Here is a 24760-nt window from a genome sequence, read left to right as displayed (position 1 = left end):
ATCCTGTCGATTCCCGGTCGCCCCCTTCGTCGTGAAGGCATGGACCAACCAACCCCAAGGACTGCACCATGAAATACCTCGGCCTCGCCTACTTCGCCCCCGAAAAATTCGCCGCCATGGCGCCCGCCGACGTGCAGGCGCTGGTCAGCCAGTGCCCTGCCCTGGACGAGAAGATGCGCGCCACCGGCAAGGTGCTGGTGTCTGCCTCGCTGGGCGATGCCAAGGACTGGGTCAGCCTGCGCCCGCGCGCCGGCAAGCCGCAGATCAGCGACGGGCCCTACACCGAATCCAAGGAGATGGTGGGCGGCCTGTTCATCATCGAGGCCGACAGCCGCGAGGAGGCCGTGCGCCTGGCATCCATGCACCCCGCGGCCACACTGGGCGAGGCGGGGGGCTGGGGCGTGGAGCTGATCCCCATGGACTTCTTCCTCGCCCCGGCTTGACCGTGCCCCGGGGGGCATGCACACTCTACGAACCGTTACGCCGATACCCGGGGTGTACGGCCCCCACCGCTGCGGAAGGCACCATGAGCATCGGCACCACGTCTTTGATTCAGGACATGGGCGTCAACGCCGGGCTGCTTTCCTTTCTTGCAGCGCTCTACAGCATCGTCATCAGCGGCCAGCGCCACCCCGACCCGGCCGTCATGGCAAGGCGGCGCAGATGGCTGCCCTGGGTCACCGGATTGATGTTCGGCGTGATCGGTATTCTGACCATGCTGATGCCCTTGCGCCTCGCCGAGGGCGTGATCGTCGATGCCCGATTGGTCATGGCCGGCCTGGCCGGGGCCTACCTGCACCCGCTGGGCGCCTTGCTGTGCGCCGCCGTGCTGGGCGCCTACCGACTCAGCCTGGGCGGCATCGGCAGCGGCCCCGCCATGGTCGGCATCGCACTGACCACCACCATCGGCTGGCTCTGGCAGCGCTACAGGCCGTTCTTTTCCTCCCTGCGCATGCCCAGCACCCTGTCCGACGCACTCTGGCTTGTGGGGCTGGGCTTCAGCCTGGCTGCGGGCGGCATACTGGCCATACAGACCCTGCCTGCGGACATCGCGCGCGCAGTGACCGCACGTTCGTGGGTTGCGGTGCTGGTGGTCTACCCCATCGGCACCGTCCTGCTGGGCTTTCTGCTGGACAACACCCAGAAACTGAGCCAGCGGGAAGAGGCCCTGGCCCAGACGGCCGAGACCTTGAAGACCCTGCTCGCCGAAGCGCGCCAGGCCGCCAGCGTGTTCGTCAACAGCAAGGACACCATCGCCATCGTGCAGCCGGACGGCACCGTGCTGGATGTCAACCCTGCGTACGTCCATGTGCTGGGCTATTCGCGCGAGGAGCTGATCGGCAAGTCATCGGCTGTTCTGCGCATCGACGAGGACGGCGAGACCAACTTTCTGCGCAGGGTCGCGCAGTCCATCGAGCGCGACGGCCGATGGCATGGCGAGCTGGTCCGGCGCCGCAAGAATGGCGAGACCTTTGTCTCCGAAGTCACCGTCGAAGGCATCAAGGACCCCGACGGCAGGGTGCGCAGGTGGGTCTCGGTCGGCAAGGACGTGACCGAGCAGCGGCATCTGGAGCAGGTGCTGCAGACGTTCGGCAACTACGACGCCCTGACAGGCCTTTCCAGCCGGCGCCTTTTCACCAAAGAGCTCAATGCCTGCTTGGAGCAAGGCGCTCAAACCAATAGCGTCCTGACCTTGTGCCTGCTGGACATCGACCAGTTCAAGGACCTCAACGAGCAGTGGGGCCAAGCCATGGCGGACCGATTCCTCCGGGTCCTTGCACAACGCCTCAGAAAAGAAGCAGGGACCGAGAACCTCATCGGGCGGGTTGGCGGCGATGAATTCGCCGTCGTGCTGAAGAATTGCCCGCGCAAGGATGACGCGCTGCAGCAGCTGGAGAGCCTGCGCCTGGCACTCGCGCAGACGGCCACCCTGGATGGCACCCCATTGCGCCTCACCTGCAGCGCAGGGGTCACCTTCCACCCCGACGACATGGCCGACGCCGACGGCCTGCTGCGCCACGCGGACCTGGCCCTCTACGCGGCCAAGGAACAGGGCAGGGACCGCATCGTGGTGTTCGACGTACAGCAAGGTCAGCGGGTGCAGGCGCGCAGGCACACGGCCAAGCTGGTCGAGGAAGCCCTGCACCACGGCGAGATGGAATTGTTCTTTCAGCCCAAGGTGAGGATCTCCGATGGCCAGGTCATCGGTGCAGAAAGCCTGGTCCGGTGGCACCACCCCGAACGGGGACTGCTGGCGCCTGGCGCGTTCCTCGAAGACATCGTGGGCACCCCGGCGGCCAACCAGATGGACTACTGGGTGCTGGATGCCGCCTTCAAGGCGGGGCAGGCCCTGGCATCCCAGGGCCACCCCTTGCCGCTGAGCATCAACGTCACCGTATCCACCCTCATCGACAGCCGGTTTCAGTGCGAAGCCGCGCGTTTGCTCGGGCAGTATCCCGCCCTGCCCTCGCCCTTCCTGGAGGTCGAACTGCTGGAGACCGAAACCTTCAATGACCTGTCGGCCGTGGCCTACGTGATCCAGGGGCTGGACGGCCTGGGCATCCAGTGCTCGATCGACGACTTCGGCACCGGTTACTCGTCGCTCACCTACCTGCAGCGCCTGCCCGCCCACACCGTGAAGATCGACCAGTCCTTCGTGCGCGACATGCTGCACGATCCGCGCGACCGCACCCTGGTGCGCGGCATCGTCAGCCTCGCGCACGCCTTCAACCGCAGCGTGATCGCCGAAGGCGTGGAGACCCTGGCACACGCGCAGGCCCTGCGCGACCTGGGGTGCGATGGCCTGCAGGGCTATGGCATCGCCAGGCCCATGCCGCTGCAGGACCTGGTTGCGTGGATGCGGGCATGGAATCCACCTCCTGAGTGCGTCGCCTCGGCAGCCGTTCGCACGGATCAGCATCCCGGATGAAGCCGGCGCTTGCCCTCAGGCCGCCACCAGCCGAATCAACGTGATCTCCGACGGTGCCCCCAGCCGCATTGGCGGCCCCCAGTAGCCCGTGCCGCGGCTCACATAGACCCACATGCTCTGCAGTCGGTGCAGCCCGGCCACAAAGGGGTTCTGCAGCGGCACGAACAGGTTCCACGGCCAGAACTGCCCGCCGTGCGTGTGGCCCGACAGCTGCAGCGCAAACCCCGCCTGCGCAGCGGCCGGCGCACTGCGCGGCTGGTGCGCCAGCAGCACGCGCGTGCGGGCCTCGGGTGGCGCGCCGACCAGGGCGCGCTGCGGGTCGCTGGCATGGCTGGCATCGAAATGCCCGGCCGTGAAATCGGTCACCCCGCCCAGCACCAGCGCATCGCCATCGCCCTGCCCCGCCGCCGGCCGCAGCACCGCATGCTCGTTGAGCAGCACGCGCAACCCCAGGCGGCGCAGTTCGGCAATCCACGGGCCTGCACCGGCGTAGTACTCGTGGTTGCCCGTCACCACAAAGCTGCCGTGGCGCGCCTGCAGGTCGGCCAGCGGCGCAATGTGCTCGCGCAGCTCCGGCACGCTGCCGTCCACCAGGTCGCCCGTGATGGCGATGGCATCTGCCTTGAGCGCATTCACGCGGCGCACGATGCGCGCGATGTAGCCGCGCCGGATGGTGGGCCCCACATGCAGGTCGCTGAGCTGCACGATGGTGAAACCCTGCAGCGCCGCCGGCAACCCGGCCAGGGGCACATCGATGCGTCGCACGCCCGCCGTGCGCCGCGCGTTCCAATAGCCCAGCAGAGACGCCAGCGTGGCCGCGATCACCACCGCGGCCGCACTGTCGGCGCGCGCCGAGCCGCCCTCCGGCAACCAGCCACCGGCCCAGGCCCCGGCCAGCACCAGGTCCCGCAGCAGCGTGAGGACCAAGAGCGACGAGAACCAGCCCATGGCCAGCAGGCCCAGCCAGGTCCATGCCGGCCCGGCCGCGCCGCGGCGGCCCCTGCGGTGCTGGAAGGGCTTGGGCAAGGCGATGGCACAGACCAACAGCGCCACGGCCAGCGCAGGCCCTGCGCCCGGCCAGGCAGAGAGCGCAGGCACCAGGCGCAGGCCGATGTAGAAGTGCAAAAAGGTGGTCAGGAGCGTCAGCGGGCGCAGCGGCATAGTGGCAAAAAGGGGCGCGGCGGAGCCGCAGAGATCTGTAGATGCGGGCACCGCCCTGAATATCCAGCCCCGTCGCGAGCGCGCAGCCTCCTCTCGGTCGCTGGAAAGCGCTGCTACCCGGCATCCGGCAGGCTCGCCCCCAGCGCATGGTCGATCACATAGCGCCATTCGCCAGACGCCTGCCGGCGCACGACCTCGGCGCTACTGCCACTGGCCAGCACAGTGCCATCGTCGCCCAACAGCGACCAGACGGCACGCAGCAGGGCCAGTTCACCGGCCACCAGGCAAAAGAGGTTGCGAGACTCCATGGTGCCGGGCAGCGCGAGCAGTGCGCCCAGCGCATCGGATATCTGAGCCCTGCCCGCCAGGGTGGTGCCCGAGGCGTCGGCACACAGCAGCGCCTGGTCCTCGTACAGCGCCAGCAGGCGGTCGGTATCGCGGCTGTTGAATGCCCTGGCAAAGGCGGTGTTCATGGCCGCGGGGTCGGTGACTTGGTACATGATGACAACAATCCCATCGTGGAAGAAAGGTGGCTGAGACCGGCAGTGAAACAGCCCGGCCCAGACCTTTCCAAATGGATACCTCCAGCCCCCTCCCCGCCATGCAGCCATCGACCACCAGCAGCCGCCACCACAAAGACCAGCCCGCCCCCGTGCGGCCGGAACGCTGCCCGGTGGAAGACTGGCTGGGCTTTCTGGGCCACCGCTGGAACGCCCTGCTGCTGTGGCACCTGCAGGAGCGGCCGATGAAGCACCAGGATCTGCTGGCCGCCCTGCCCGGCATCACCGCCAAGGTGCTGAGCGAGCGCCTGAAGGCGCTGCAGGAACGCGGGCTGGTGCAGCGCGAGGAGCGCGCGACCTTTCCGCGCACGGTGGCCTACCGCCTCATGCCGCAGGGCCGGCAGGTGGTGGGCATCCTGGACCAGTTTGAACGGTTGGCCAGCCGGCACGAAGACCCCGCCGAGCCCTTGGGCGACCGGTTTGGGTGACCCGAAAGCCCCTGCAGAAAGCACTCCATCCGACTACATTCAGCCACTCCCCTGGATTGGCGCCTTGGCGTGGCGTGACCTCTCGGGTCCCTCTTGACGGAGCGAGGAAACAGGCCAGGAACCCGCTGTTCATACATGGCGAAACGGCACATTCCTGACCGCTTCGATACCTCTGGCAAGCGCAGCAGGAGGCGGTCGATTTCTGCCACCCGCAGGCCTGCCGGAGGAGATCTGGAAGTGTTCTCAGGCGCTGTAGACCTCCCACTTGCCTGTGCGCAGGCCGCGGACCAGTTCCTGCAACCCCTTTTCCAGTGCCCGATCTTCCACCGGAGACGCTCTGGCACAGCGAATTGAGCCGTGCCACCAGAATGGCCCTCGTCTCCTCTGGCGTGAAAATCCGGCCGGCGCCAATGCCATGGTAGGTATAGAGATGGTGGGGCAGCTCCGCAATCAGGTCCGAAGGAATCTGAACCGTGCAGGAATCGCTGTACCCTGTGGTGACCCCGTAGACCACCCCGTCCTCAACCAGCAGACGAACGAGGAACCGGGCCCCTGCATCAATCCGCTGGCGAAACGCCTCCGATGGACCGAGCGATGCACGCCGTTTGCCGGTAGCGATGTCGACAACCTCCTCGATCGTGAGCCTGCGTCCGTCCAGGATGACGGTGGTGGGTGATTTTGTTTGCACGACCAAAATCTAGCCATGCAGGGTCATTCGCCGCGGGATCTGCTGACCGCCACCCGATGGTTGAACGGACGCCCGTCCTTTGCCATCGCACGCCCAGGCTGCATACCTCTTTCTTTCACCAGTGCAGCCCCCCCCCTGGCAACGAAGATTTGCGCATGAAGACAGCAGGTTTTCAACTAAGGCGCGTCGATAGAATTTTTTCTGCAACAGGGCTCCCATGCAGAACATCGACCTCACGTACCTCAACCATCCCGACGTCCAGCAACTGGCGCTGACGGACACCGAAATCCTCGCTGCCGTCGAATCCGGCCTGCGGGCCCAGGGCCTGGGCCAGGCCACCATCGAGCCGCGCATGCACCTGGTGCCGGAGAAAGACTACCCCGGCCACTTCAACGTGCTGCGTGGCTACATCCGCACGCTGGGCACGCATGGCATCGCGGGCGTCAAGACCGTGGGCGACTTCTACCGCAACTATGAGCACGGCCTGCCCTCCGAACTGGCCATCCTGAACCTGTTCGACCCCAAGACCGGCGTGCCTCTGGCCACCATCGATGCCTCGGACATCACCGACATGCGCACCGGGGCGGTCACGACCCTCGGGGCACGGCACCTGGCGCGCAAGGACTCCAAGGTGCTGGGCCACATCGGCGCGCGCGGCACCTCGTACTGGAACGTACGGCTGCTCGATTCGATCTTCGACTTCGACGAGATCCGCGTGCACTCGCGTCGGCCCGAGAGCCGCGATGCCTTCGCGCAGCGCCTTGCGCAGGACCTGGGCAAAAAGATCACGGTGACCAGCGACTGGGAATCGACCGTGCACGGCGCTGACATCGTGGTTGAGGCCTCGCGCCTGGAAAAGCCCGAGCCGCTGCTCAAGACCGAGTGGATCAAGAAAGGCGCCTGCATCATCCCCTACGGCACCATGAGCGCGGTCGAACTCTCGCTCACCGACATCGTCGACAAGTTCGTCATGGACGACTGGGGCCAGGCCAAGGCCGGGCCCTTCGGCGCGCTGCGCGCGCATGTCGACAGTGGCCGGCTGTCCGAAACCAACCTGCATGCCGAACTCGGCCAGATCGTCGCCGGCCTGCGCCCGGGCCGCGAAAGCGATGCCGAGACCACGCTGTTCTGGCACCGCGGGCTGTCGCTGTCGGACATCGCCCTGGGCCACGCCATGCTGGTCAAGGCCGAGAAGCTCGGCATCGGCCAGAAGCTGCGCTTTCGCTGACGGGCCGATGGCACCATGACCACGCCCGTCGCCAATGCGCGCATGTACTCGGCCACGCCCCAGGCGCGCGCCGACTGGAAAGCCCTGCTGGCCTGGGTGCTGGAACATGCCCGGCTGCCCTGGCCGGTGATCGACTACGACCCGCCCGCCGCGCTGAACCCCTTCTGGGCGCGGCAGGACCTGGGCCTGGCCATGATGTGCGGCCTGCCCTTCGCGCTGCGCACACCGCCGGCCCAGCTGGTTGCGGCGCCCGTGCCCTCGCCCGCCCGCTATGGCGGCCGGGCCGTCTATTTCACCGACATCGTGGTGCGCGCGGATGCGCCCTTCGCCACGCTGGAGGACACCTTCGGCGGCACCGTGGGCTACACCCTGGCCGACTCGATGTCGGGCGGGGTCGCATTCCGTGCCCACCTGGCCCCGTTCAGGCAACAGCGCGGACAGGGCCGGCTGTACGCGCGCGCCGTGGGCCACCTGGTCCATGCGCGCGGCGTGATCGAGGCGCTGGCCCGCGGCGACATCGACGTGGGCCCGCTCGACAGCTACTACCACGACCTGCTGCGCCAGGGCGATCCCCAGTTCGCCGCGCAGGTGCGCACCATCGCCACCACGGCGCCCCGCCCCATTCCGCCGCTGGTGGCCACCGCGCCCGTGGACAGCGGCACGCTGCAGGCGTTGCGCAGCGCATTGGCTGCGGCCATCCAGGCACCGGAACTGGCGGACCTGCGCAGCCGGCTGCTGCTGGCGGACTTCACCTTCCCGGCCGCGGCCGACTATGCGCCGCTGGCGCAATCGGCGCACCTGCCCGTGCCCGCCTTCGAGGAGCTGTGAGACCATGAAGGCGATCAAGGCTTTCTGGCACCGCTACGAGCTGCCCACCGTGTTCCTCGGCCTGGTGCTCTATGCATCGTGGCTGGCGCTGACCTGGTGGCATGCGTCCATTCCCGCGGTGCTGCTGTTCCTGGCGGGCGGCTATGTCACGCAGTGGCATTTCTCTCTGCAACACGAGAGCATCCACGCCATGCGCCACTGGCCCGCCTGGCTGCGCACCGCCTTCGTCTGGCCGCCCCTGGGCCTGTGGATGCCCTACCCCATCTACAACAAGAGCCACAGCACGCACCACGTCAACTTCTACCTGACGCACCCGCAGCGCGACACCGAAAGCTACTACCACCTGCAGGGCGCCTGGCCCGCGCCCGGCAGCTGGCGCTACCGACTGGTCATGCTCAACCAGCAGCTGTGGTTCCGCCTGGTGTTCGGCCCCTTCCTCAGGCTGTGGAAGCTGGCGCGCAAGGAAACGCTGCGCGTGCGCACAGGCGACCACTCCAACCTGCGGCACTGGGCCGTGCACGCGGTCAGCCTGGCGGTGATCCTTTGGTGGGTCATCGGCGTGTGCGAGATGCCGCTGTGGAAATACCTCGTGTGCTTTGCCTGGCCCGGCATGTCGCTGGGCATGCTGCGCACCTTCACCGAACACCGCTGGGGCGAGCAGCCCATGGAGCGCGTGGCCATCGTGGAGTCCAACACCCTCATGGGCGTGCTCTACCTCTACAACAACCTGCACCTGGTGCACCACCGCCAGCCCACGCTGCCCTGGTACCAGATCCGCCAGCGCTTCACGGACCACCGCGAGGAGATGCTCGCGGCCAACCAGAACTTCTACTACCGCAGCTACCTGCAGATCGCCCGGCTGTTCCTGTTCCGGCCGGTCTTCGTGCCTCAGCACCCCAAGTGGTGATGGCGGCGCGCCTTCCGGCTTTCCTCCCCTTTCCCGACCCAGGTAGATTTCCCATGCCCTCCTCTTTTACCCGCCTTGCCGTGGCCGCCGCCACCGCCCTGGTGTCCCTGGCCGCCGCGGCCCAGGACTACCCGACCAAGACCATCCACCTGGTCGTGCCCTACCCCGCTGGCGGCATTGCCGACAAGGTGGCGCGCGAGACGGGGGAAGAACTGGCCAAGCGCCTCAAGCAGCCGGTGGTGGTGGAAAACCGCAGCGGCGCCGCCGGCAACATCGGATTCGACTGGGTGGCGCGCCAGCCGGCCGACGGCTACACCCTGCTGCTGGCCCCGGCGTCCAACCTCACGGTGCAGCCCGCCTTGTTCAAGTCGCTGCCCTATGACCTGGAAAAGGACTTCACCCCGGTCTCGCTGCTGGTGCTCACGCCCCAGGTCCTGCTGGTCAACCCCAATGTGCCCGCAACGAATCCCAAGGAACTGATCGAGTACTCGAAGAAGAACCCGGGCAAGGTGAACTTCGGCGTGAGCCTGGGTGCCTACTCGCACCTGGCGGGCGAGCTGCTCAAGACGCAGACGGGTGCCGACTTCACCGCCATCCCCTACCAGGGCGCGGCGCCGGCCATGACCGACCTGCTCTCGGGCCAGACGCAGTTCATCTTCAACGAGGTGATCACCGCCATCCCCAACGTGCAGGCCGGCAAGCTCAAGCCCCTGGCCGTGGCCTACAAGACGCGCGCGCCCTGGCTGCCCAACGTGCCCACCTTCGCCGAGGTCGGCTACCCGGGCTTCGAGGTCACCTCGTGGTATGCCGTGGTGGCCAAGAGCGGCACGCCCAAGCCCATCGTGGACAGGGTCGCGGGCGAACTCAAGGGCATCATGCAGAGCGCGGACTTCAAGAAGCGCTATGACGCCATCGGCGCCTTCACCGTGGGCAGCACGCCCGAGGAGCTGGGCAGCTTCATCAAGTCGGAGACGACCAAGTGGGTGGCCGTGGTCAAGCAGGCCGGCATCCAGCCCAACTGAGCTCCCTCGCTTCGAGCCGCACCATGCCCCATTCCCACACCGTTTCCCCCGCCACTGCCCGCGCCTGGCTGAGCGATGGCCAGGAGATCGCGCTCCTGGACGTGCGCGAGGCCGGCCAGTTCGGCGAAGGCCACCCGTTCTTTGCCATCCCCGCGCCCTACAGCCGGCTCGAAATCGACATTGCCGCCCTGGTACCGCGCCTGGACACCCGGGTGGTGCTGCTGGACGCAGGCGACGGCGTGGCCGGGCGGGCTGCGCAGCGCCTGGCGGGGCTGGGCTACTCCCAGGTGCATGTGCTCGCAGGCGGCGCGCCCGGCTGGGAGCAGGCCGGCTTCACACTGTTCCAGGGCGTGAACCTGCCCTCCAAGACCTTCGGCGAACTGGTCGAGCATGCCTACGACACACCGCACCTGAGCGCGCAGGAGCTCAAGGCGCGCCTGGATGCAAAGCAGCCGCTGGTGCTGCTCGACGGCCGCACGGCGCAGGAGCACCACAAGATGGCCATCCCCGGCGCCGTCTCCGTCCCCAACGGTGAGCTGGCCCTGCGCTGGCGCAGCCTGGTGCCCGATGCCGACACCCCCATCGTAGTCCACTGCGCGGGGCGCACGCGCAGCATCATCGGCGCGCAGATCCTGCGCAGCCTGGGCGTGCCCAACCCGGTGCTGGCACTGGAAAACGGCACCCAGGGCTGGGCCCTGGCCGGGCTCACGCTGGAACATGGCAGCACCCGCAGCGGCGCGCGCCAGGCCGTGGCGCCGCACGCGGCCGACCAGGCCGCCGCGCGCGCGCTGGCCCAGGAGGCGGGCGTGCACTGGCTCACGGCCGCGCAGGCCCAGACCTGGATCGACGACAGCACGCGCACCACCTATGTGCTGGACGTGCGCACGGCCGAGGAATTCGCCGCGCGCACCCTCCCCGGCGCCCGGCACGCCCCGGGCGGCCAGCTGCTGCAGGCCACGGACCAGACCATTGGCGTGCGCGGCGCCCGCGCCCTGCTGCTCGACGACGACGGCGTGCGCGCCGCGGTGGTGGCCGCCTGGCTGGCGCGGCTGGGCCACGAGACGGCGGTGGTCGAGGGCGGCATCGGCGCCGCCCTGCGCCTGCCCGCCGCGGCCCCGCATGCACCCGCCCTGCCCCCGGTGCCCGAAGTACCCGCGGCGGACCTCGCGCAGTGGCTGGACAGGGAGCAGCCGCTGCTGCTGGACCTGCAGCCGTCGCTCGCGCACCGCCGCCAGCACCCCCAGGGTGCCCGCTGGGCCGTGCGGCCCCGCATCGCTGCGGCAGCGCAGGCCGCAGGCGCAGCGCCGCAGCGCCCGGTGCTGTTGATCGCAGCCGACGCCGCCAGCGCCCAGCTGGCGGCCATCGACCTGCGCGAGGCCGGCTGGCCCCTGGTGCACTGGGCATCGCATGCCCAGTGGGCGGCCGCAGGCCTGGCCCAGCAAGCGTCGCCCGAGAGCCCCGCCGATGCCGAGGCCATCGACTACCTGTTCTTCGTGCATGACCGGCACGACGGCAACCTCGACGCGGCGCGGCGCTACCTCGCCTGGGAAACCGGCCTCATCGCGCAGTGCGCACCCGACGAACTCGGCGCCTTCCGCCTGCCAGAACGCCACACGGCGCACGCCTGAAGTCCCACCCGCCCCGCCACCCACGGGTGCGCGGGCGCGTCCAACGAAATCCGGATATGAATAGTTGGAAACGTTTCTTTTCTATCGACATGCGGGGCGGCACCATGCGGCTTTTGCTGCCTATCCACCCATGCTGCCTCTTCGCTCCTTCGCACGCTCCGTCCTCGCCACCGCATCCCTGCTGGCACTGAGCATCCCCGCCGCCCATGCCGATGCCACGCTGGACAAGATCAAGCAGCGCGGCAAGGTCACCATCGGCGTGCTGATCAACGGCGGGCCCTTCGGCTCCATCGATCCTGCCAACCAGCAGCTGGTGGGCTGGAACCCCGAGCTGGCCCGCGCCCTGGCCAAGGGCCTGGGCGTGGAGGCCGACCTGGTGCAGGTGCAGACGGCCACCCGCGTGCAGTTTCTGCAGGCCGGCAAGGTCGACCTGCTGATCGCCTCCATGGAGCTCACCCCCGAGCGCGGCGAGGTGCTGGGCTACGCGCCCACCCCGTTCTACCGCGTGGGCGGCACGGCGGCCACACTCAAGAACAGCGGCATCACGCGCTGGGAAGACCTGCGCGGCAAGACGGTCTGCCTGTCGCAGGGCAGCAGCTATGCCAAACCCCTGGCGGCCGACTACGGTGCCCAGGTGCAGAGCTTCAAGAGCTCGTCCGAATCGCTGCTGGCGCTCAAGGGCGGCAACTGCGTGGCCGCCGTGCACGACGCGACGCTGATCCACCCGCTGCTGCGCAGCAACCCCGAGTGGAGCGGCCACAACGCTCCCATCGCGGCCGAGCTGCTGCCGGCGCCCTCTGTCGTGTGGACGCGCAAGGGCGAGGTCGACACCATTGCCGCCGTGGACAAGGTGGTGCGCGACTGGCACCGCACGGGCTGGCTCATCGCCACCGAAAAGCGCCTGGGCATCGAGCCCGCGCAGCCCTTGCTGCCCGAGCTGCAGGCAAAGTTCAAGTCGGGCACCTGACACCCCGACGGCACCCCACGCCCCGCCAGGCGGTGGGGCGCTTCCCGTGATGACCACTGAACTCCTCCCCCAGGCCGTGCAGGCCCTTCAGGGCATCGGCCTGAACTATGCCTTCGTGCTCGATGCTGCCGAACGCCAGGCCTTCGTGCGCGGCCTCGGGGTCACGCTGCAGCTGTGCCTGCTCACCATTCCCTGCAGCTTGGCAGCCGGCGTGGCGCTGGCGGCCCTGCTCACCTCGCCGCGCGGCTGGCTCGCGCTGCCGGCGCGGGCCTTCGTCGAAGTCACGCGCAACACACCCACGCTGGTGCAGCTGTACTGCGGCTTCCTGGTGCTCAACATGCTCATCAGCCAGCAGCTCAAGGGCACGGGCGTGGGCAACCCGCTCACGCCGCTGGTGTGGGTGGTGATCGTGGTGTCGCTGCACAAGGGCGTGTTCCATGCCGAGGCCCTGCGCGCCGGCATCGAGGCCGTGCCGCGCGTGACCCTGGAGGCCGCGCGCTCGCTGGGCTTTTCGCGCCGGCAGCTGCTGGCGCGGGTGCAGCTGCCGCTGGCCCTGCGCTTTGCGCTGCCCTCGCTGGTCAACAACCTGGTGGACCTGGTGAAGATGACCGCCGTGGCTTCGGCCATTGCCGTGGGCGACGTGACCTACGAATCCATCATGATCTGGACCAACCGCGACAACGTGCTCGAACTGCTGCTCCTGATCCTGCTGTATTTCGGCCTGCTGACCTGGCTGGTGAGCCGCGCCGGCCTCTGGCTCGAACACCGATTGAGGATGCCCGGCTATGGCCAGTGAACTCACCCTGCGCCGTCCCGTGGCGCTGGCCGTGGTGCGCAACCCCTGGCTGATCGGCGCGGCCGCCGTGCTGGCCGTGCTGGCGTTCTGGAGCACCACCGGCACCACGCCCACCGCCTTCGAGCACCTGTGGAAATGGGCGCCCGCCCTGCTGCGCGGCCTGCTGGTCAACATCGAGATCAGCGTGCTCGCCGTTGCGCTGGGCACGGTCGTGGGCCTGGTGCTCGGCGCGCTGGCGCTCTCGCCCGTGGGCGCGGTGCGCACAGCGGTGCGCTGCTATGTGCAGGCCTTTCGCAATGCGCCGGTGCTGGTGCTGGTGTACTTCACGACCTATGTGTTCCCGTTCGAGCTGCACCTGGTGTCCTGGACCCTGCCGTTTCCCGACTGGACCAAGGTCGTGCTGGGCCTGGCCCTGCCAACCAGCGCCAACGTGGCCGAGATCTTCCGCGGTGCGATCCAGTCCATCCCCGCCACGCAGTGGGAGGCCGCGCATTCGCTGGCGTTCCGCCGGCGCGACATCTTCCGCCTCATCGTGCTGCCCCAGTGCCTGCGGCGCATGCTGCCGCCCTGGATGAACCTGTACGCCAGCATCACCATGAGCACCTCGCTGGCCTCGCTGGTGGGCGTGCACGATGTGGTGGACACGGCCCAGATCGCCAGCAACACCGTGGCCCGCACCGACTTCACCATCCTCGTGTACTTCACGCTGCTGGCGCTCTTCTTCGCCTACTGCTACCCCATCGCGCGCGCCACGCGGCTGCTGGAACAACGCCATGACCACCACTGAGACTGCAACCGCCAACCAGGACCAGGGCACCCCGCTGGTCGCGCTGCGCGACCTGCACCTGGCGTTTGACAGCAACACCGTGCTGCAGGGTATCGACCTCGATGTACGCCGTGGCGAGGCCGTTTCCATCATCGGGCCCTCGGGCTCGGGCAAGTCCACCATCCTGCGCTGCATCACGGGCCTGCTGCGCCCCCAGCGCGGCAGCATCACGGTGGGCGACACGCGCGTGGACACGCTGCGCACCGAGGCCGAGCTGATCGCGCTGCGCAAGCGCGTGGGCTTCGTGTTCCAGCAGTACAACCTGTTCCCCCACCTCACGGTGCTGGAGAACCTGGTGATCGCCCCCACCCGCGTGGTGGGCCGCGCGCGCGCCGATGCCGAGCGCACCGCACGCCAGCTGCTCGACCGCGTGCGCCTGTCGCACAAGGAAGCCGCCTACCCGGGCGAGCTCTCCGGCGGCCAGCAGCAGCGCGTGGCCATTGCCCGCGCCCTGGCCATGCAGCCCGAACTGATGCTGTTCGACGAGGTCACCTCGGCCCTCGACCCCGAGACCGTGGGTGAGGTGCTCACCGTGATCCGCGAGCTTGTGCAGGCCGGCATGACCTGCGTGCTGGTCACGCACGAAATGCGCTTCGCCGAGGAGGTGAGCGACGCCGTGTACTTCACCGAGGCCGGGCGCATCGTCGAGCACGGGCCGCCCGCACGCATCTTCGGCCAGCCCGAGAGCGAGCGCACACGCGCCTTTCTCAGCCGCGCGCTGGGCGACGGCACCCGAGCCCGGCCCCCAATGCCCTTCCCCGCGGAGCCGGCCACCCCCTTCGGTGGCCTGCGCTTTGCCATCTGACCCCAAAACGACTACCGTCACCCCCACAGGAACGCCCATGACCACCGCCCACACCCCTTCCAACCCCGCGCTGGCCGCCCAGCGCCGCGCCGCCATCGACCAGGCCCTGGCCGACATCCGCCGCACGGTAGAGGCAGGCCCACCCGACCGCGCCACGCTGGCCCAGGTCACGGCCCGGCTGGAGGCATTGGCCGCACAGGGCACGCTGTTCACGCGGGCCGACTTTCCGCCGCCGGCCTCGGGCGTGGGCGAGTCCACGCGCTACCGGCTCAACGCGGCGGATGGCGACGAGGGCATCGCGCTGTACCTCAATTCCATCAACCCCGGCAAGACCACGCTGCCGCACAACCACACGACCTGGGCCGTGATCGTGGCCGTGCAGGGCCAGGAGGAAAACCGCCTGTACGAGCGCACCGACGATGGCAGCAATCCTGCGAAAGCCGAGATCCGCGTGGTGCGCGAACTCACGGTGCAGCCGGGCACCTCGGTGGCCTTTCTGCCGGACGACCTGCACAGCATCCACGTGGTGGGCACCGAGCCCACGCTGCACTTCCACCTGTATGGCAAGCCGCTGGAGCGCCTGTCGGGCCGCATCGGCATCGACCCGGCCACGGGCGCGGTGATCAACTACAACGCCACCCAGTTCAAGCCCAGCACGGCCGCGGCATGAGCGCGCCCGTGACGACCAACACCTTGGGCGCGGCCACCCGGCTGCTGCACGCCGGCCAGCCGGCACTGCGCGAAGGTGCCGGCCCGGTCAACGTGCCCGTGGTGCGCACCAGCACCGTGCGCTTCGAGAGCATGGCGGCCTACCACCGCTACCACGAGCGCCGCGATGCCGGCGAACGCGTGGCCGCCTATGGCCGCCATGGCATGGACACGCACCGCGCACTCGAAGATGCGGTGACCGGCCTCGAAGGCGGGCACCGCGCCTTCCTCACGCCTTCGGGCCTGTCGGCCATCGCCCTGGTGCTGGTGGCCCTGCTGTCGCCGGGCGAGCATGCCCTGGTGGCCGACAGCGTGTACGCGCCGCTGCGCCGCATCGACCGGCTCCTGCTGCAGCGCCTGGGCGTCACGCTAGAGTTCTTCTCGCCCTCCGAGGACGACCTGGCCGGCAAGATCCGCCCCACCACGCGCCTGGTGTACCTGGAGTCGCCCAGCTCGCTGCTCTACGAGGTGCTGGACCTGCCACACCTGGCCACGATCGCGCGCGAACGCGGGCTCACCGTGGTGGCCGACAACACCTGGAGCGGCGGCTGGTTCTACCAGCCCCTGTCGCATGGCGCCCACATCTCCGTGCAGGCGGCCACCAAGTACCTGGCCGGGCATTCCGACGTGATGCAGGGCGTGGTGGTGGTGGACAGCCCGGCCCTTGCCAAAGAAGTGTCGAACGCCTACGAGGCCCTGGGCCTCACGGTGGGCGCCGACGATGCCGCCCTGACCCTGCGCGGCATGCGCACCCTGCCGGTGCGCCTGGCCCAGCACCAGCGCCATGCCACCGAGGTCGCGCGCTGGCTGCAGCAGCAGCCGGGCGTGGCGCGGGTGTTCTACCCGGCGCTGCCCGAGGACCCTGGCCATGCCCTGTGGCAGCGCGACTTCCGTGGCGCCAGTGGCCTGGTCTCATTCGCGCTGCAGGGCAGCGACCCGGCCGCGGCCGACCGGGTGGTCGACGCGCTGCAGCTCTTTGGCATCGGTGCCTCGTGGGGCGGCTACGAAAGCCTGGCCATCACGGCCGCGCCCGAGCGCCTGCGCGAGCACAGCCACTGGCGCAGCGAGGGCACGCCCGTGGTGCGCCTGCATGTGGGGCTGGAAGACCCGGCCGATCTCACGGCCGACCTGGCCCAGGCGCTGGCACGCAGGGGCTGACCCGCCTCATCCGTGCCGCGGCGGCTTCGCCAGGCCCAGGTGCTCGCGCATCATCCGTGCCGCGGCGGCTTCGCCAGGCCCAGGTGCTCGCGCAGCGTGCTGCCTTCGTACTCGGTGCGGAACAGCCCACGGCGCTGCAGGAGGGGCACCACGCCATCGACGAAATCCTGCAGCCCGCCGGGCAAGGCGTCGGGCATGAGGTTGAAGCCATCGGCCGCGCCGCTCTCGAACCAGTGCTGCAGATCGTCCGCGATCTGCTCGGGCGTGCCCACGATGACGCGGTGCCCGCCCCCGCCGGCCAGGCGCCGCACCAGCTCGCGCACGGTGAGCTTGTCGCGCCGCCCCGCCGACAGCGTCGCGTGAAAGAAGGTGTGGTTGCCGTTGCCGCCCGCCGGCAGCTCGATGTTCTCGGGCAGGGGCTGGTCGGCGTGCAGCCGCTCGGGCGCAATGCCCAGGATGCCGGCGAGCCGCGTCACGTTGTACTCCCAGGGGATCAGGTCCACCAGCTCGTCGCGCCGGCGCACTGCCTCGGCCTCGGTGGCACCGACAATGGTGGTCAGGCCGGGCAGCAGCTTGAGCGAGCCCGCCGGCCGGCCGGCCGCACGCACGGCGGCGCGCAGCTTGTTCGCATAGGCCAGCGACTCCTCCAGGGTGGTCGATGCGGTGAACACCGCCTCGGCATGCTCGGCCGCCAGCTGCAGGCCATCGGCCGAGCCGCCGGCCTGCACCAGCACCGGGTGGCCCTGGGCGCTGCGCGGCAGGGTCAACGCACCGTGCACGGCGAAGTGGCTGCCATGGTGCAGGATGGGGTGCACCTTGGCCGCATCCACGAACTGGCCGGTGGCCTTGTCGGCCACCAGGGCGTCGTCCTCCCAGCTGTTCCACAGGCGCTTGACCACGGTGGCGAACTCGCCCGCTCGCGCATAGCGCTGCTGGTGGTCGGGCACTTCCTGGCGGCCGAAGTTGCGCGCCGAGGCCAGGTCGGCCGTGGTCACCATGTTCCAGCCGGCGCGCCCTGCGCTCACATGGTCTACCGAGGCAAAGCGCCGCGCGATGTTGTAGGGCTCGTTGTAGCTGGTGGAGGCCGTGGCGATCAGGCCGATGCGCGAGGTCGCCGCCGCCATGCTGGTCAGCAGGATGGTGGGCTCGATGGCGGTGATGGGCCGCAGGTGGATCTGGTCCGCGATGGCCGCGTTGTCGGCCAGGAAGACCGCATCGAACTTGGCGGCCTCCGCGATCTGCGCCACGCGGGTGTAGTGGTGCACGTCGATGAAGGCGCCGGGGTCGCTGTCCGGCAGGCGCCATGCCGAGGGCACGAAGCCCGAGTGCAGGATGTTGACGTTCAGGTGCAGCTGGCGCGGCGGAGAGGCTGTGGTCATGGCGCGTTTCGCAGGCGGTGGCACGCCCGTCAATGGACCTTGGGATAGCCGTGGCGCTCGGCCAGCAGTTCGAGGATGCGCTTGGCGTCGTTCACGAAGCGCACCGCGCCGATCGCCTTGGCATCGGCAGGCACGGGGTGCCCGTCGCCCAGGATCAGCGCGGGCAGGCTCTGGTGGTCGGCATCGAGCGCGGCAATGACCACGGGGCGCGGGCGCGGGTACGGCAGGCGCTCGATGTCCAGGCGCGCGGCCAGTTCGGGGTTGCCGGCCAGCAGGCCTTCGATGCCGATGCAGTGCGGGCACACGAAGCGCTCGCCGGGATGGCGGGCATCCTCGAAGCCCGGTTGCAGGAGCAGGAGTCGGTCGCGGCTCATGGCGCTTTCTCTTTCGTTCAATCAAGGTGAGTGCAGCCGGCAAGGCTGCGCCGCGCCGCCACAGCGGTGGCAGCGATGGACAAGCGTCGAATGGAATATGCGGTGCGCAATGGCAGCGGCACAGATATCAGCGAGCCGCCAATATAGCCAGGCGCCGAATCAAAATGGCATGGAATATGTCATATGGATATTCTTCAATATGACATATGCATATGCGCAAACCAAGGCAGCACCTTCGTTTGCCGCTGTGCAGGCCGCTGAAAGGGATACCATGCTCCGGGGTTTGCGGCACCATCCCTGCCGCGCACTGTTTCGTTGATTATTCTTCCAACCGGGGACATTCACATATGAGCTATACCGCATCGCCCTCCCGCTATGAAGGCGCGGCCTACCGCCGCGTGGGCCGCAGCGGCCTGGTGCTGCCCGCCCTGTCGCTGGGCCTGTGGCACAACTTCGGCGACAGCACGCCCATCGACACGCAGCGCCAGCTGCTGCGCACCGCGTTCGACCACGGCATCAACCACTTCGACCTGGCCAACAACTACGGCCCGCCCTACGGCAGCGCCGAGACCAATTTCGGCCGTCTGCTGCGGGAGGATTTCCGGCCCTACCGCGACGAGCTCATCATCTCCTCCAAGGCCGGCTGGGACATGTGGCCCGGCCCCTATGGCAAGGGCGGCGGCTCGCGCAAGTACGTGCTGGCCAGCCTGGACCAGAGCCTGCAGCGCCTGGGCCTGGACTATGTGGACATCTTCTACTCGCACCGCTACGACCCCGACACCCCGCTGGAGGAAACCGCCGCCGCGCTGGCCCAGGCCGTGCAGCAGGGCAAGGCGCTGTACATCGGCATCTCGTCGTACTCGGCACGCAAGAGCCGCGAGATCGCTGCGTTGCTCAAGGAGTGGAAGGTGCCGCTGCTGATCCACCAGCCGGCCTACAACCTGTTCAACCGCTGGATCGAGAAGGACCTGCTCGACGCCACCGAGGAGATCGGCGCCGGCGTCATCGCCTTCACCCCGCTGGCCCAGGGCCTGCTGACCGACAAGTACCTGGCCGGCACGCCTGCCGATGCGCGCGTGAACCGCCCCGGTGGCGGATCGCTGCGCGCCGAGCACCTGTCCGACGCCAACATCCAGCGCGCGCGGGCCCTCAACGAGATCGCCCAGCGCCGCGGCCAGAGCCTGGCCCAGCTCGCGCTGGCCTGGACGCTGCGCGACCCACGCGTCACCTCGGCCCTGATCGGCGCCAGCCGGCCCGAGCAGATCGTGCACAACGTCGCGGCGCTGCAGAACCTGTCGTTCACCGCGGAGGAACTCGCCGAGATCGACCGCCACGCGGTCGAAGGCGGCATCAACCTCTGGGAAAAGCCTTCAACCGAGTACGCCTGAACGGAACGGCGGCAGCAAGCCCTGCCGCCGCATCGCCTCAGGCGTAGGCGCCGGCAGATGCGCCTGGCCGTATCCCCTCGGCTTCCAGCACGTCGGCATAGTGGCGTTCGGCCACATCGGGGTGCGAGCGCAGGCGCCCCTTGAGCAGGTTGCGCCCCGTGTGGGCGATCAGCGGGTTGCGCGGATCCCGGTCCACGCCCCGCGCGCGGGCCGCCAGCGCGGGCGGCAGCGGCAGGGGCGGCAGCTCCGCATCGAGCTGCGGGCTCAAAAAGAAGGCGATGGAAAAGCGCTCGCGGCTTTGCGGCGGGCTCACCACGCGGTGGATGTTGGCGCGCAGGTAGCCGCCCGACTGCACCTCCAGCACCTCGCCCAGGTTGATGACCACCGTGCCGTCGATGGGCGGCACGTCGATCCAGGCCTCGCCAGGCGCACTGCGGTCCAGCACCTGCAGGCCCGCCTCGCGGTGCTGCAGCAGCAGGGTCAGGCAGCCCGAATCCTTGTGCGCGCCCACGCCCTGCTGCGACACGTCGGCGCCACGCCCCGGGTAGCGGATCAGCTTGACATGCTGGATGGGCGCGGTGGCAAAGGCCGCGTCGAAGCAGTCCTCGGCCTGGCCCAGCGCCAGGGCCAGCGCGCGCAGCAGCTGGCGCCCGGCCACCGTCAGCGCCTGCTGCCAGGCCACCACGGCAGTGCGCAGGCCGGGCAGCTCGGCCGGCCACTGGTTGGGGCCCTGCAGGCGCGTCCACACCGGCACGCCCGGGCCCTGGGCAATGGCCGGGTATTCGGCGCCGATGTCGATCTGCTCGCGCCAATCCTGCGCGCCGCGTGTGATCTCCAGGCCCGGCCCGGTGTAGCCACGGAAATGCGGCGAATTCACCATCTGCAGCGCCTGCTTGCGCTCGGCCGGCAGCGCGAAGAAGGCGCGCGCCGCGTCGAACAGCGCCTCTTCCTGCCCCAGCGCCGTGCCGTAGCCGCGCAGGTAGAAGAAGCCCACCCCATGGGCCACCTCGCGCAGGGTGTGCACGAAGCGCTCGCGCTGCAGCGCATCGCCCTCGGTGAATGCACGCAGATCGAGGACAGGCAAGGTCGGGGCAGTCAAGGCAGTGGTGGCGGTCATGGAACAGGCAGGCGTCAAGCCATCGGATGGGGAGCGCATTGTCCGCAGCGCCTGCCGCAGGGCCAACGAAGTTTTTCGCCCAAGCACATGCGCAAAGCATCGCTGCGCCCCGTCCCGCGCTTGCTCGGCAGCGGCATTTGCTTACTCGAAAAGCTTCGCTGCGCCGGCCCGATTGCTGCCTAGACTCCGCCCTCTTAGAACCTATTCATTGATTTTCTGGTCATCCATATGCAAAAACGCTCTGTACTGCGCACCCTGGCCGCAGCCGCCCTCCTCGCCACCACCGCAGCCGCATGGGCGCAATCCACCCAGACGCTGCGCGTGGGCGTGCGCGGCGGTGTGGACGAGGAGATCTGGGAGGTCGTCACCCAGGTGGCCAAGAAGAATGGCCTTGCCATCAAGCCCGTGGTGATCACCGGCACCGCCAGCCCGAACGAGGCGCTCAACAACGGCGACCTCGAAGCCAACTCGTTCCAGCACAACCCCTTCCTGCGCGACCAGATCCAGCAGCGCGGCTACAAGCTGGCCGCGGTGGGCGACACCTACATCTCGCCGATCGCGTTCTACTCCAAGAAGGTCAAGGCCTTCAAGGACCTGCCCGACGGCGCACGCCTGGGCATCCCCAACGACCCGAGCAACCAGACCCGCGCGCTGGTGGTGCTGCGCGACCAGGGCGTGCTCACGCTGCGCGATGGTTTCAACCCCGCCACCGGCACGGCCACGCTGGCCGATGTCACGGGCTACAAGAAGAAGGTGCAGTTGGTCGAGGCGGCATCGGTCGTGCTGTCGCGCTCGCTCGACGACCTGGACGCCTCGGCCATCGTGAACACCTTTGCCTACCAGGCGGGGCTGATCGCCACGCGCGATGGCATCGCCGTGGAAAAGCGCGAGAACAACCCCTACGTCAACATCCTCGTGGTGCGCGAGCAGGACAAGGGCAAGCCCTGGGTGGCCCCGCTGGTCAAGTCCTACCAGTCCGAGGAAGTGCGCCAGTTCATCCTGAAGAAGTTCGAGGGCTCGGTCATCCCCGCCTTCTGACGCGCACGCCGCCTTTCTTCGCCTTCGCACCGATTGCCCGCAGGGTGCCGAACCCGGCGCCCTGCCCCACCTTGCCTGCCCCATGACCTCCCCCCAGAGCGCGGCGCCCGACCCGGCCGGCCCGCACATTGTTTTCGACCATGTGCACAAGGAGTACCCAGGCCCGAGCGGCCCGGTGAAGGCCCTGGACGCGATCTCCTTTCACGTCCGCCGCGGCGAGGTCTTCGGCATCATCGGCCGCAGCGGCGCGGGCAAGTCCACCCTGCTGCGCACCATCAACCGGCTCGAAGATGCGAGCGGCGGGCGCGTGCACGTGGACGGTGTGGACGTGAACACCCTGGACGAGGACGGCCTGGTGGCGCTGCGCCGGCGCATCGGCATGATCTTCCAGCATTTCAACCTGCTGTCGGCCAAGACGGTGCGCGAGAACGTGGCCCTGCCGCTCAAGGTGGCCGGCGTGCAGCCGGCCGAGATCACGCCGCGCGTGGATGCCCTGCTCGACCTGGTCGGCCTGCGCGACAAGGCCGACGTGTACCCCGCCAAGCTCTCGGGCGGGCAGAAGCAGCGCGTGGGCATTGCCCGGGCACTGGTGCACCGGCCCGAGGTGCTGCTGTGCGACGAGGCCACCTCGGCGCTGGACCCCGAGACCACGCAGTCCATCCTGGCCCTGCTGTCCGACATCAACCGCACGCTGGGCCTGACCATCGTGCTCATCACCCACGACATGGCCGTGATCCGCGAGGTCTGCGACCGCGTGCTGGTGGTGGACCAGGGCCAGCTGGTGGAGCTGGGCGAGGTCTGGCGCGTGTTTGGCGAGCCGCAGGCCGATGCCACGCGCGCCCTGCTGCGCCCGCTGCAGCACGACCTGCCGGGCGACCTGGCCAGCGCGCTGGTGCCGGACCTTGGTGGCCGACCCGGCCAGGCCGTGCTCAGCCTGGGCTTTGCGGGCGCAGCGCGCCCCCAGGGCCTGCCGCTGCAGGCGCTGGCCGCCCTCGGGCCTGGCGCCACGCTGCTGCATGGCGGGCTGGACCGCATCCGTGGCCACGCCCAGGGGCGGCTTCTGGTGTCCGTGCCCGCCCACGACCTTCCTCCCCTGCACAGCGCACGCGCTGCTCTGGGCGCCGACCGCATCGAGATCCTCGGCTATGTCCACTCCGCTGATTGACAAGTACGTTCAGGCCTTCCTGGAAACCCTGCTCATGGTGAGCGTCTCCGCCGTGATCGCCATCGCGGTCGGCCTGCTGCTGGCCGTGGTGCTCACGGTCACTGCAGCGAAAAGCCTGTACCCGCGGCCACGCTTCCACAAGGGGCTGTCGATCATGGTCAACGTGTTCCGCGCCGTGCCCTTCATCATCCTGCTGGTGGCGCTGCTGCCGGTCACGCGTTTCCTGGTGGGCACCACGCTGGGCACCTGGGCGGCCGTGGTGCCGCTGTCCATCAACCTGATCCCGTTCTATGCGCGCATCGCCCAGGTCAGCCTGAACGACGTGGACCCGGGCCTGATCGAGGCGGCACGCGCCATGGGCTGCCGGCGCTGGCACATCGTGCGCCACGTGCTGCTGCCCGAGGCGCTGCCCGGCATCATCGGCGGCATGACGGTGAGCGTGATCGCCATGGTCAACGCCTCGGCCATGGCCGGCGCGGTCGGGGCCGGCGGCCTGGGCGACCTGGCCATCCGCTACGGCTACGAGCGCTACGAAACGCGCGTGATGTTCGAGGTGATCGTGGTCCTGGTCGGCCTGGTCACGCTGATCCAGCTGGCCGGCGAATGGCTGGCACGGCGGGTGGACCACAAGCGCTAGGGCCAGCGGACCCGGGGGCTTTGGGGTAGAGTGCTGCGCAGCGCCGGGCCAGCTGCGCCCCACCAGGGCGAAAGCAGCGACGGGCGCTGCACAGTACCACCCCCACTGAAGTAGAAAGCGCCCACCACCATGCACATCGGCTTCATCGGAATTGGCGTCATGGGGCTGCCCATGGCCCTCAACCTGGCCCGCGCCGGCACCCCGCTCTGGGTGTGGAGCCGTTCGCCGGAGAAATGCGAACCGCTGCGCGCCGCAGGCGCACAGCTGGCGGCCAGCGCTGCGGAGGTCTTCCAGAATACCCCGGTCATCCTCCTCATGCTGGCCAACGAACCTGCGATGGACGAGACCCTGCAGCGCGGTACCCCGGCATTTGGTGCACTGGTGCATGACCGCACCATCGTGCACATGGGAACCACCTCGCCGGCCTACTCCAGGGCGCTGGAGCAGGACATTCTTGCGGCCGGCGGTCGCTATGTCGAGGCACCGGTCTCGGGCTCGCGCAAACCGGCCGAGGCGGGCCAGCTCGTCGGCATGCTGGCGGGAGATGCGGCCAGCGTCGCGGCCGTGCAGCCCCTGCTCGCACCCATCTGCCACACCAGCTTCGCCTGCGGGGCCGTGCCTTCGGCGCTGCTCATGAAGCTGTCGGTGAACCTGTTCCTCATCACCATGGTGACCGGCCTGTGCGAGGCCTCGCACTTTGCGGCCCGGCAGGGCCTGGACATGGAGCTCTTTCGCTCCGTGCTGGACGCAGGCCCCATGGCCAGCAACGTCTCGCAGGTGAAGCTGGCCAAGCTGGTGGCGCGCGACTTTGAAGTGCAGGCCGCCATCCACGATGTGCTCAAGAACAACCAGTTGGTGGCGCAGGCGGCCCGCGACGCCCAGGTGGCGTCTCCCTTGCTCGACGTGTGCCATGCCCTCTTTGCGCAGACGGCTTCCATGGGGCTCGGGCAGGCCGACATGGTGGCTGTGGTCCAGGCGATCGAGCAACGCACCCAAGCGCTGTAGCGAGCCCTGCGCGCGCCC

The 24760-nt window shown here is 68.9% G+C and carries 25 protein-coding genes; 19 read left to right on the top strand and 6 right to left on the bottom strand.

All coding sequences use genetic code 11. The features are described from left to right. Window positions 1-68: 68 nt before the first annotated feature. A complete protein-coding gene (locus tag AC3WOH_RS24915; protein ID WP_492232016.1) occupies window positions 69-443 on the top strand; it encodes a YciI family protein in 375 nt (124 codons plus the stop codon). Between the two features lie 83 nt (window positions 444-526). Next, window positions 527-2929 carry a putative bifunctional diguanylate cyclase/phosphodiesterase gene (locus AC3WOH_RS24910; protein WP_492232015.1) on the top strand — a complete coding sequence of 801 codons (2403 nt, stop codon included), beginning with the start codon at window positions 527-529 and terminating at the stop codon, window positions 2927-2929. 15 nt (window positions 2930-2944) lie between these two features. Here the strand turns inward: AC3WOH_RS24910 and AC3WOH_RS24905 are convergent, their stop codons facing one another. Both AC3WOH_RS24905 and AC3WOH_RS24900 read right to left on the bottom strand, forming a co-directional pair. Beyond that, a complete protein-coding gene (locus AC3WOH_RS24905; protein ID WP_492232014.1) occupies window positions 2945-4090 on the bottom strand; it encodes a metallophosphoesterase in 1146 nt (381 codons plus the stop codon). Between the two features lie 113 nt (window positions 4091-4203). Then, window positions 4204-4590 (bottom strand): YybH family protein, encoded by a 387-nt coding sequence (locus tag AC3WOH_RS24900; protein WP_492232013.1) that lies wholly within the window; start codon window positions 4588-4590, stop codon window positions 4204-4206. A gap of 101 nt (window positions 4591-4691) precedes the next feature. On the opposite strand from AC3WOH_RS24900, the gene AC3WOH_RS24895 reads away from it, so the two are divergent. After that, complete coding sequence (locus AC3WOH_RS24895) at window positions 4692-5078, top strand: winged helix-turn-helix transcriptional regulator (RefSeq protein ID WP_492232012.1); 387 nt, start codon at window positions 4692-4694, stop codon at window positions 5076-5078. Here AC3WOH_RS24895 and AC3WOH_RS24890 read toward each other — a convergent pair. Then, complete coding sequence (locus AC3WOH_RS24890) at window positions 4975-5766, bottom strand: aromatic amino acid lyase (RefSeq protein ID WP_492232011.1); 792 nt, start codon at window positions 5764-5766, stop codon at window positions 4975-4977. The two genes, AC3WOH_RS24895 and AC3WOH_RS24890, sit on opposite strands and share 104 nt — an antisense overlap. Before the next feature lie 217 nt (window positions 5767-5983). Here AC3WOH_RS24890 and AC3WOH_RS24885 point away from each other — a divergent pair, with 217 nt between their 5' ends. The 11 genes from AC3WOH_RS24885 (at window position 5984) to metC (ending at window position 16639) form a co-directional block, all read left to right on the top strand. Further along, window positions 5984-6994, top strand: a complete 1011-nt coding sequence (locus AC3WOH_RS24885) for an ornithine cyclodeaminase family protein (RefSeq protein ID WP_492232010.1) — start codon at window positions 5984-5986, stop codon at window positions 6992-6994. Between the two features lie 15 nt (window positions 6995-7009). Then, window positions 7010-7822, top strand: a complete 813-nt coding sequence (locus AC3WOH_RS24880) for a phosphate/phosphite/phosphonate ABC transporter substrate-binding protein (protein WP_492232009.1) — start codon at window positions 7010-7012, stop codon at window positions 7820-7822. A 4-nt stretch (window positions 7823-7826) separates the two neighbouring features. Further along, window positions 7827-8729, top strand: a complete 903-nt coding sequence (locus tag AC3WOH_RS24875) for a fatty acid desaturase (protein ID WP_492232008.1) — start codon at window positions 7827-7829, stop codon at window positions 8727-8729. Window positions 8730-8782: 53 nt separating this feature from the next. Continuing rightward, window positions 8783-9751 (top strand): Bug family tripartite tricarboxylate transporter substrate binding protein, encoded by a 969-nt coding sequence (locus tag AC3WOH_RS24870; protein WP_492232007.1) that lies wholly within the window; start codon window positions 8783-8785, stop codon window positions 9749-9751. Between the two features lie 23 nt (window positions 9752-9774). Continuing rightward, the gene (locus tag AC3WOH_RS24865; RefSeq protein ID WP_492232006.1) at window positions 9775-11379 is read left to right on the top strand and encodes a rhodanese-like domain-containing protein; all 1605 of its coding nucleotides are present in this window, start codon (window positions 9775-9777) and stop codon (window positions 11377-11379) included. A 130-nt stretch (window positions 11380-11509) separates the two neighbouring features. Further along, on the top strand, window positions 11510-12346 hold the full coding sequence (locus tag AC3WOH_RS24860; RefSeq protein ID WP_492232005.1) for a transporter substrate-binding domain-containing protein: 837 nt from the start codon (window positions 11510-11512) through the stop codon (window positions 12344-12346). A 49-nt stretch (window positions 12347-12395) separates the two neighbouring features. Continuing rightward, entirely contained in the window at window positions 12396-13142 is a 747-nt protein-coding gene (locus tag AC3WOH_RS24855) for an amino acid ABC transporter permease (protein ID WP_492232004.1), read from the top strand. After that, complete coding sequence (locus AC3WOH_RS24850; RefSeq protein WP_492232003.1) at window positions 13132-13929, top strand: amino acid ABC transporter permease; 798 nt, start codon at window positions 13132-13134, stop codon at window positions 13927-13929. Before AC3WOH_RS24855 ends, AC3WOH_RS24850 begins: the two co-directional genes overlap by 11 nt. Then, the gene (locus AC3WOH_RS24845) at window positions 13916-14773 is read left to right on the top strand and encodes an amino acid ABC transporter ATP-binding protein (protein ID WP_492232002.1); all 858 of its coding nucleotides are present in this window, start codon (window positions 13916-13918) and stop codon (window positions 14771-14773) included. The genes AC3WOH_RS24850 and AC3WOH_RS24845 overlap by 14 nt, the downstream gene beginning before the upstream one ends. Window positions 14774-14810: 37 nt before the next feature. After that, complete coding sequence (locus tag AC3WOH_RS24840; protein WP_492232001.1) at window positions 14811-15443, top strand: cysteine dioxygenase family protein; 633 nt, start codon at window positions 14811-14813, stop codon at window positions 15441-15443. Then, complete coding sequence (gene metC, locus AC3WOH_RS24835; protein ID WP_492232000.1) at window positions 15440-16639, top strand: cystathionine beta-lyase; 1200 nt, start codon at window positions 15440-15442, stop codon at window positions 16637-16639. The genes AC3WOH_RS24840 and metC overlap by 4 nt, the downstream gene beginning before the upstream one ends. Before the next feature lie 50 nt (window positions 16640-16689). On the opposite strand, the gene AC3WOH_RS24830 is transcribed toward metC, so the two are convergent. After that, window positions 16690-18018: an LLM class flavin-dependent oxidoreductase gene (locus AC3WOH_RS24830; protein WP_492231999.1), complete on the bottom strand. Its 1329-nt coding sequence runs from the start codon at window positions 18016-18018 to the stop codon at window positions 16690-16692. Between the two features lie 29 nt (window positions 18019-18047). Continuing rightward, window positions 18048-18392: a DUF3088 domain-containing protein gene (locus tag AC3WOH_RS24825; protein WP_492231998.1), complete on the bottom strand. Its 345-nt coding sequence runs from the start codon at window positions 18390-18392 to the stop codon at window positions 18048-18050. 347 nt (window positions 18393-18739) lie between these two features. On the opposite strand from AC3WOH_RS24825, the gene mgrA reads away from it, so the two are divergent. Further along, window positions 18740-19780, top strand: a complete 1041-nt coding sequence (gene mgrA / locus AC3WOH_RS24820) for an L-glyceraldehyde 3-phosphate reductase (RefSeq protein ID WP_492231997.1) — start codon at window positions 18740-18742, stop codon at window positions 19778-19780. Between the two features lie 37 nt (window positions 19781-19817). Here the strand turns inward: mgrA and AC3WOH_RS24815 are convergent, their stop codons facing one another. Then, complete coding sequence (locus AC3WOH_RS24815; RefSeq protein ID WP_492231996.1) at window positions 19818-20897, bottom strand: isopenicillin N synthase family dioxygenase; 1080 nt, start codon at window positions 20895-20897, stop codon at window positions 19818-19820. Window positions 20898-21125: 228 nt separating this feature from the next. On the opposite strand from AC3WOH_RS24815, the gene AC3WOH_RS24810 reads away from it, so the two are divergent. The 4 genes from AC3WOH_RS24810 (at window position 21126) to AC3WOH_RS24795 (ending at window position 24742) form a co-directional block, all read left to right on the top strand. After that, on the top strand, window positions 21126-21935 hold the full coding sequence (locus tag AC3WOH_RS24810) for a MetQ/NlpA family ABC transporter substrate-binding protein (RefSeq protein WP_492231995.1): 810 nt from the start codon (window positions 21126-21128) through the stop codon (window positions 21933-21935). An 82-nt stretch (window positions 21936-22017) separates the two neighbouring features. Continuing rightward, window positions 22018-23100 (top strand): methionine ABC transporter ATP-binding protein, encoded by a 1083-nt coding sequence (locus AC3WOH_RS24805; protein WP_492231994.1) that lies wholly within the window; start codon window positions 22018-22020, stop codon window positions 23098-23100. After that, window positions 23081-23737, top strand: coding sequence for a methionine ABC transporter permease (locus tag AC3WOH_RS24800; RefSeq protein WP_492231993.1), 657 nt, complete (start codon window positions 23081-23083; stop codon window positions 23735-23737). Before AC3WOH_RS24805 ends, AC3WOH_RS24800 begins: the two co-directional genes overlap by 20 nt. A 129-nt stretch (window positions 23738-23866) precedes the next feature. Then, window positions 23867-24742 carry an NAD(P)-dependent oxidoreductase gene (locus tag AC3WOH_RS24795; RefSeq protein WP_492231992.1) on the top strand — a complete coding sequence of 292 codons (876 nt, stop codon included), beginning with the start codon at window positions 23867-23869 and terminating at the stop codon, window positions 24740-24742. The last annotated feature ends 18 nt before the right edge of the window (window positions 24743-24760 follow it).

Source organism: Acidovorax sp. FW305-C-20-28 (genome assembly GCF_058783375.1).
This window is presented reverse-complemented; position numbering and strand designations above follow the sequence as displayed.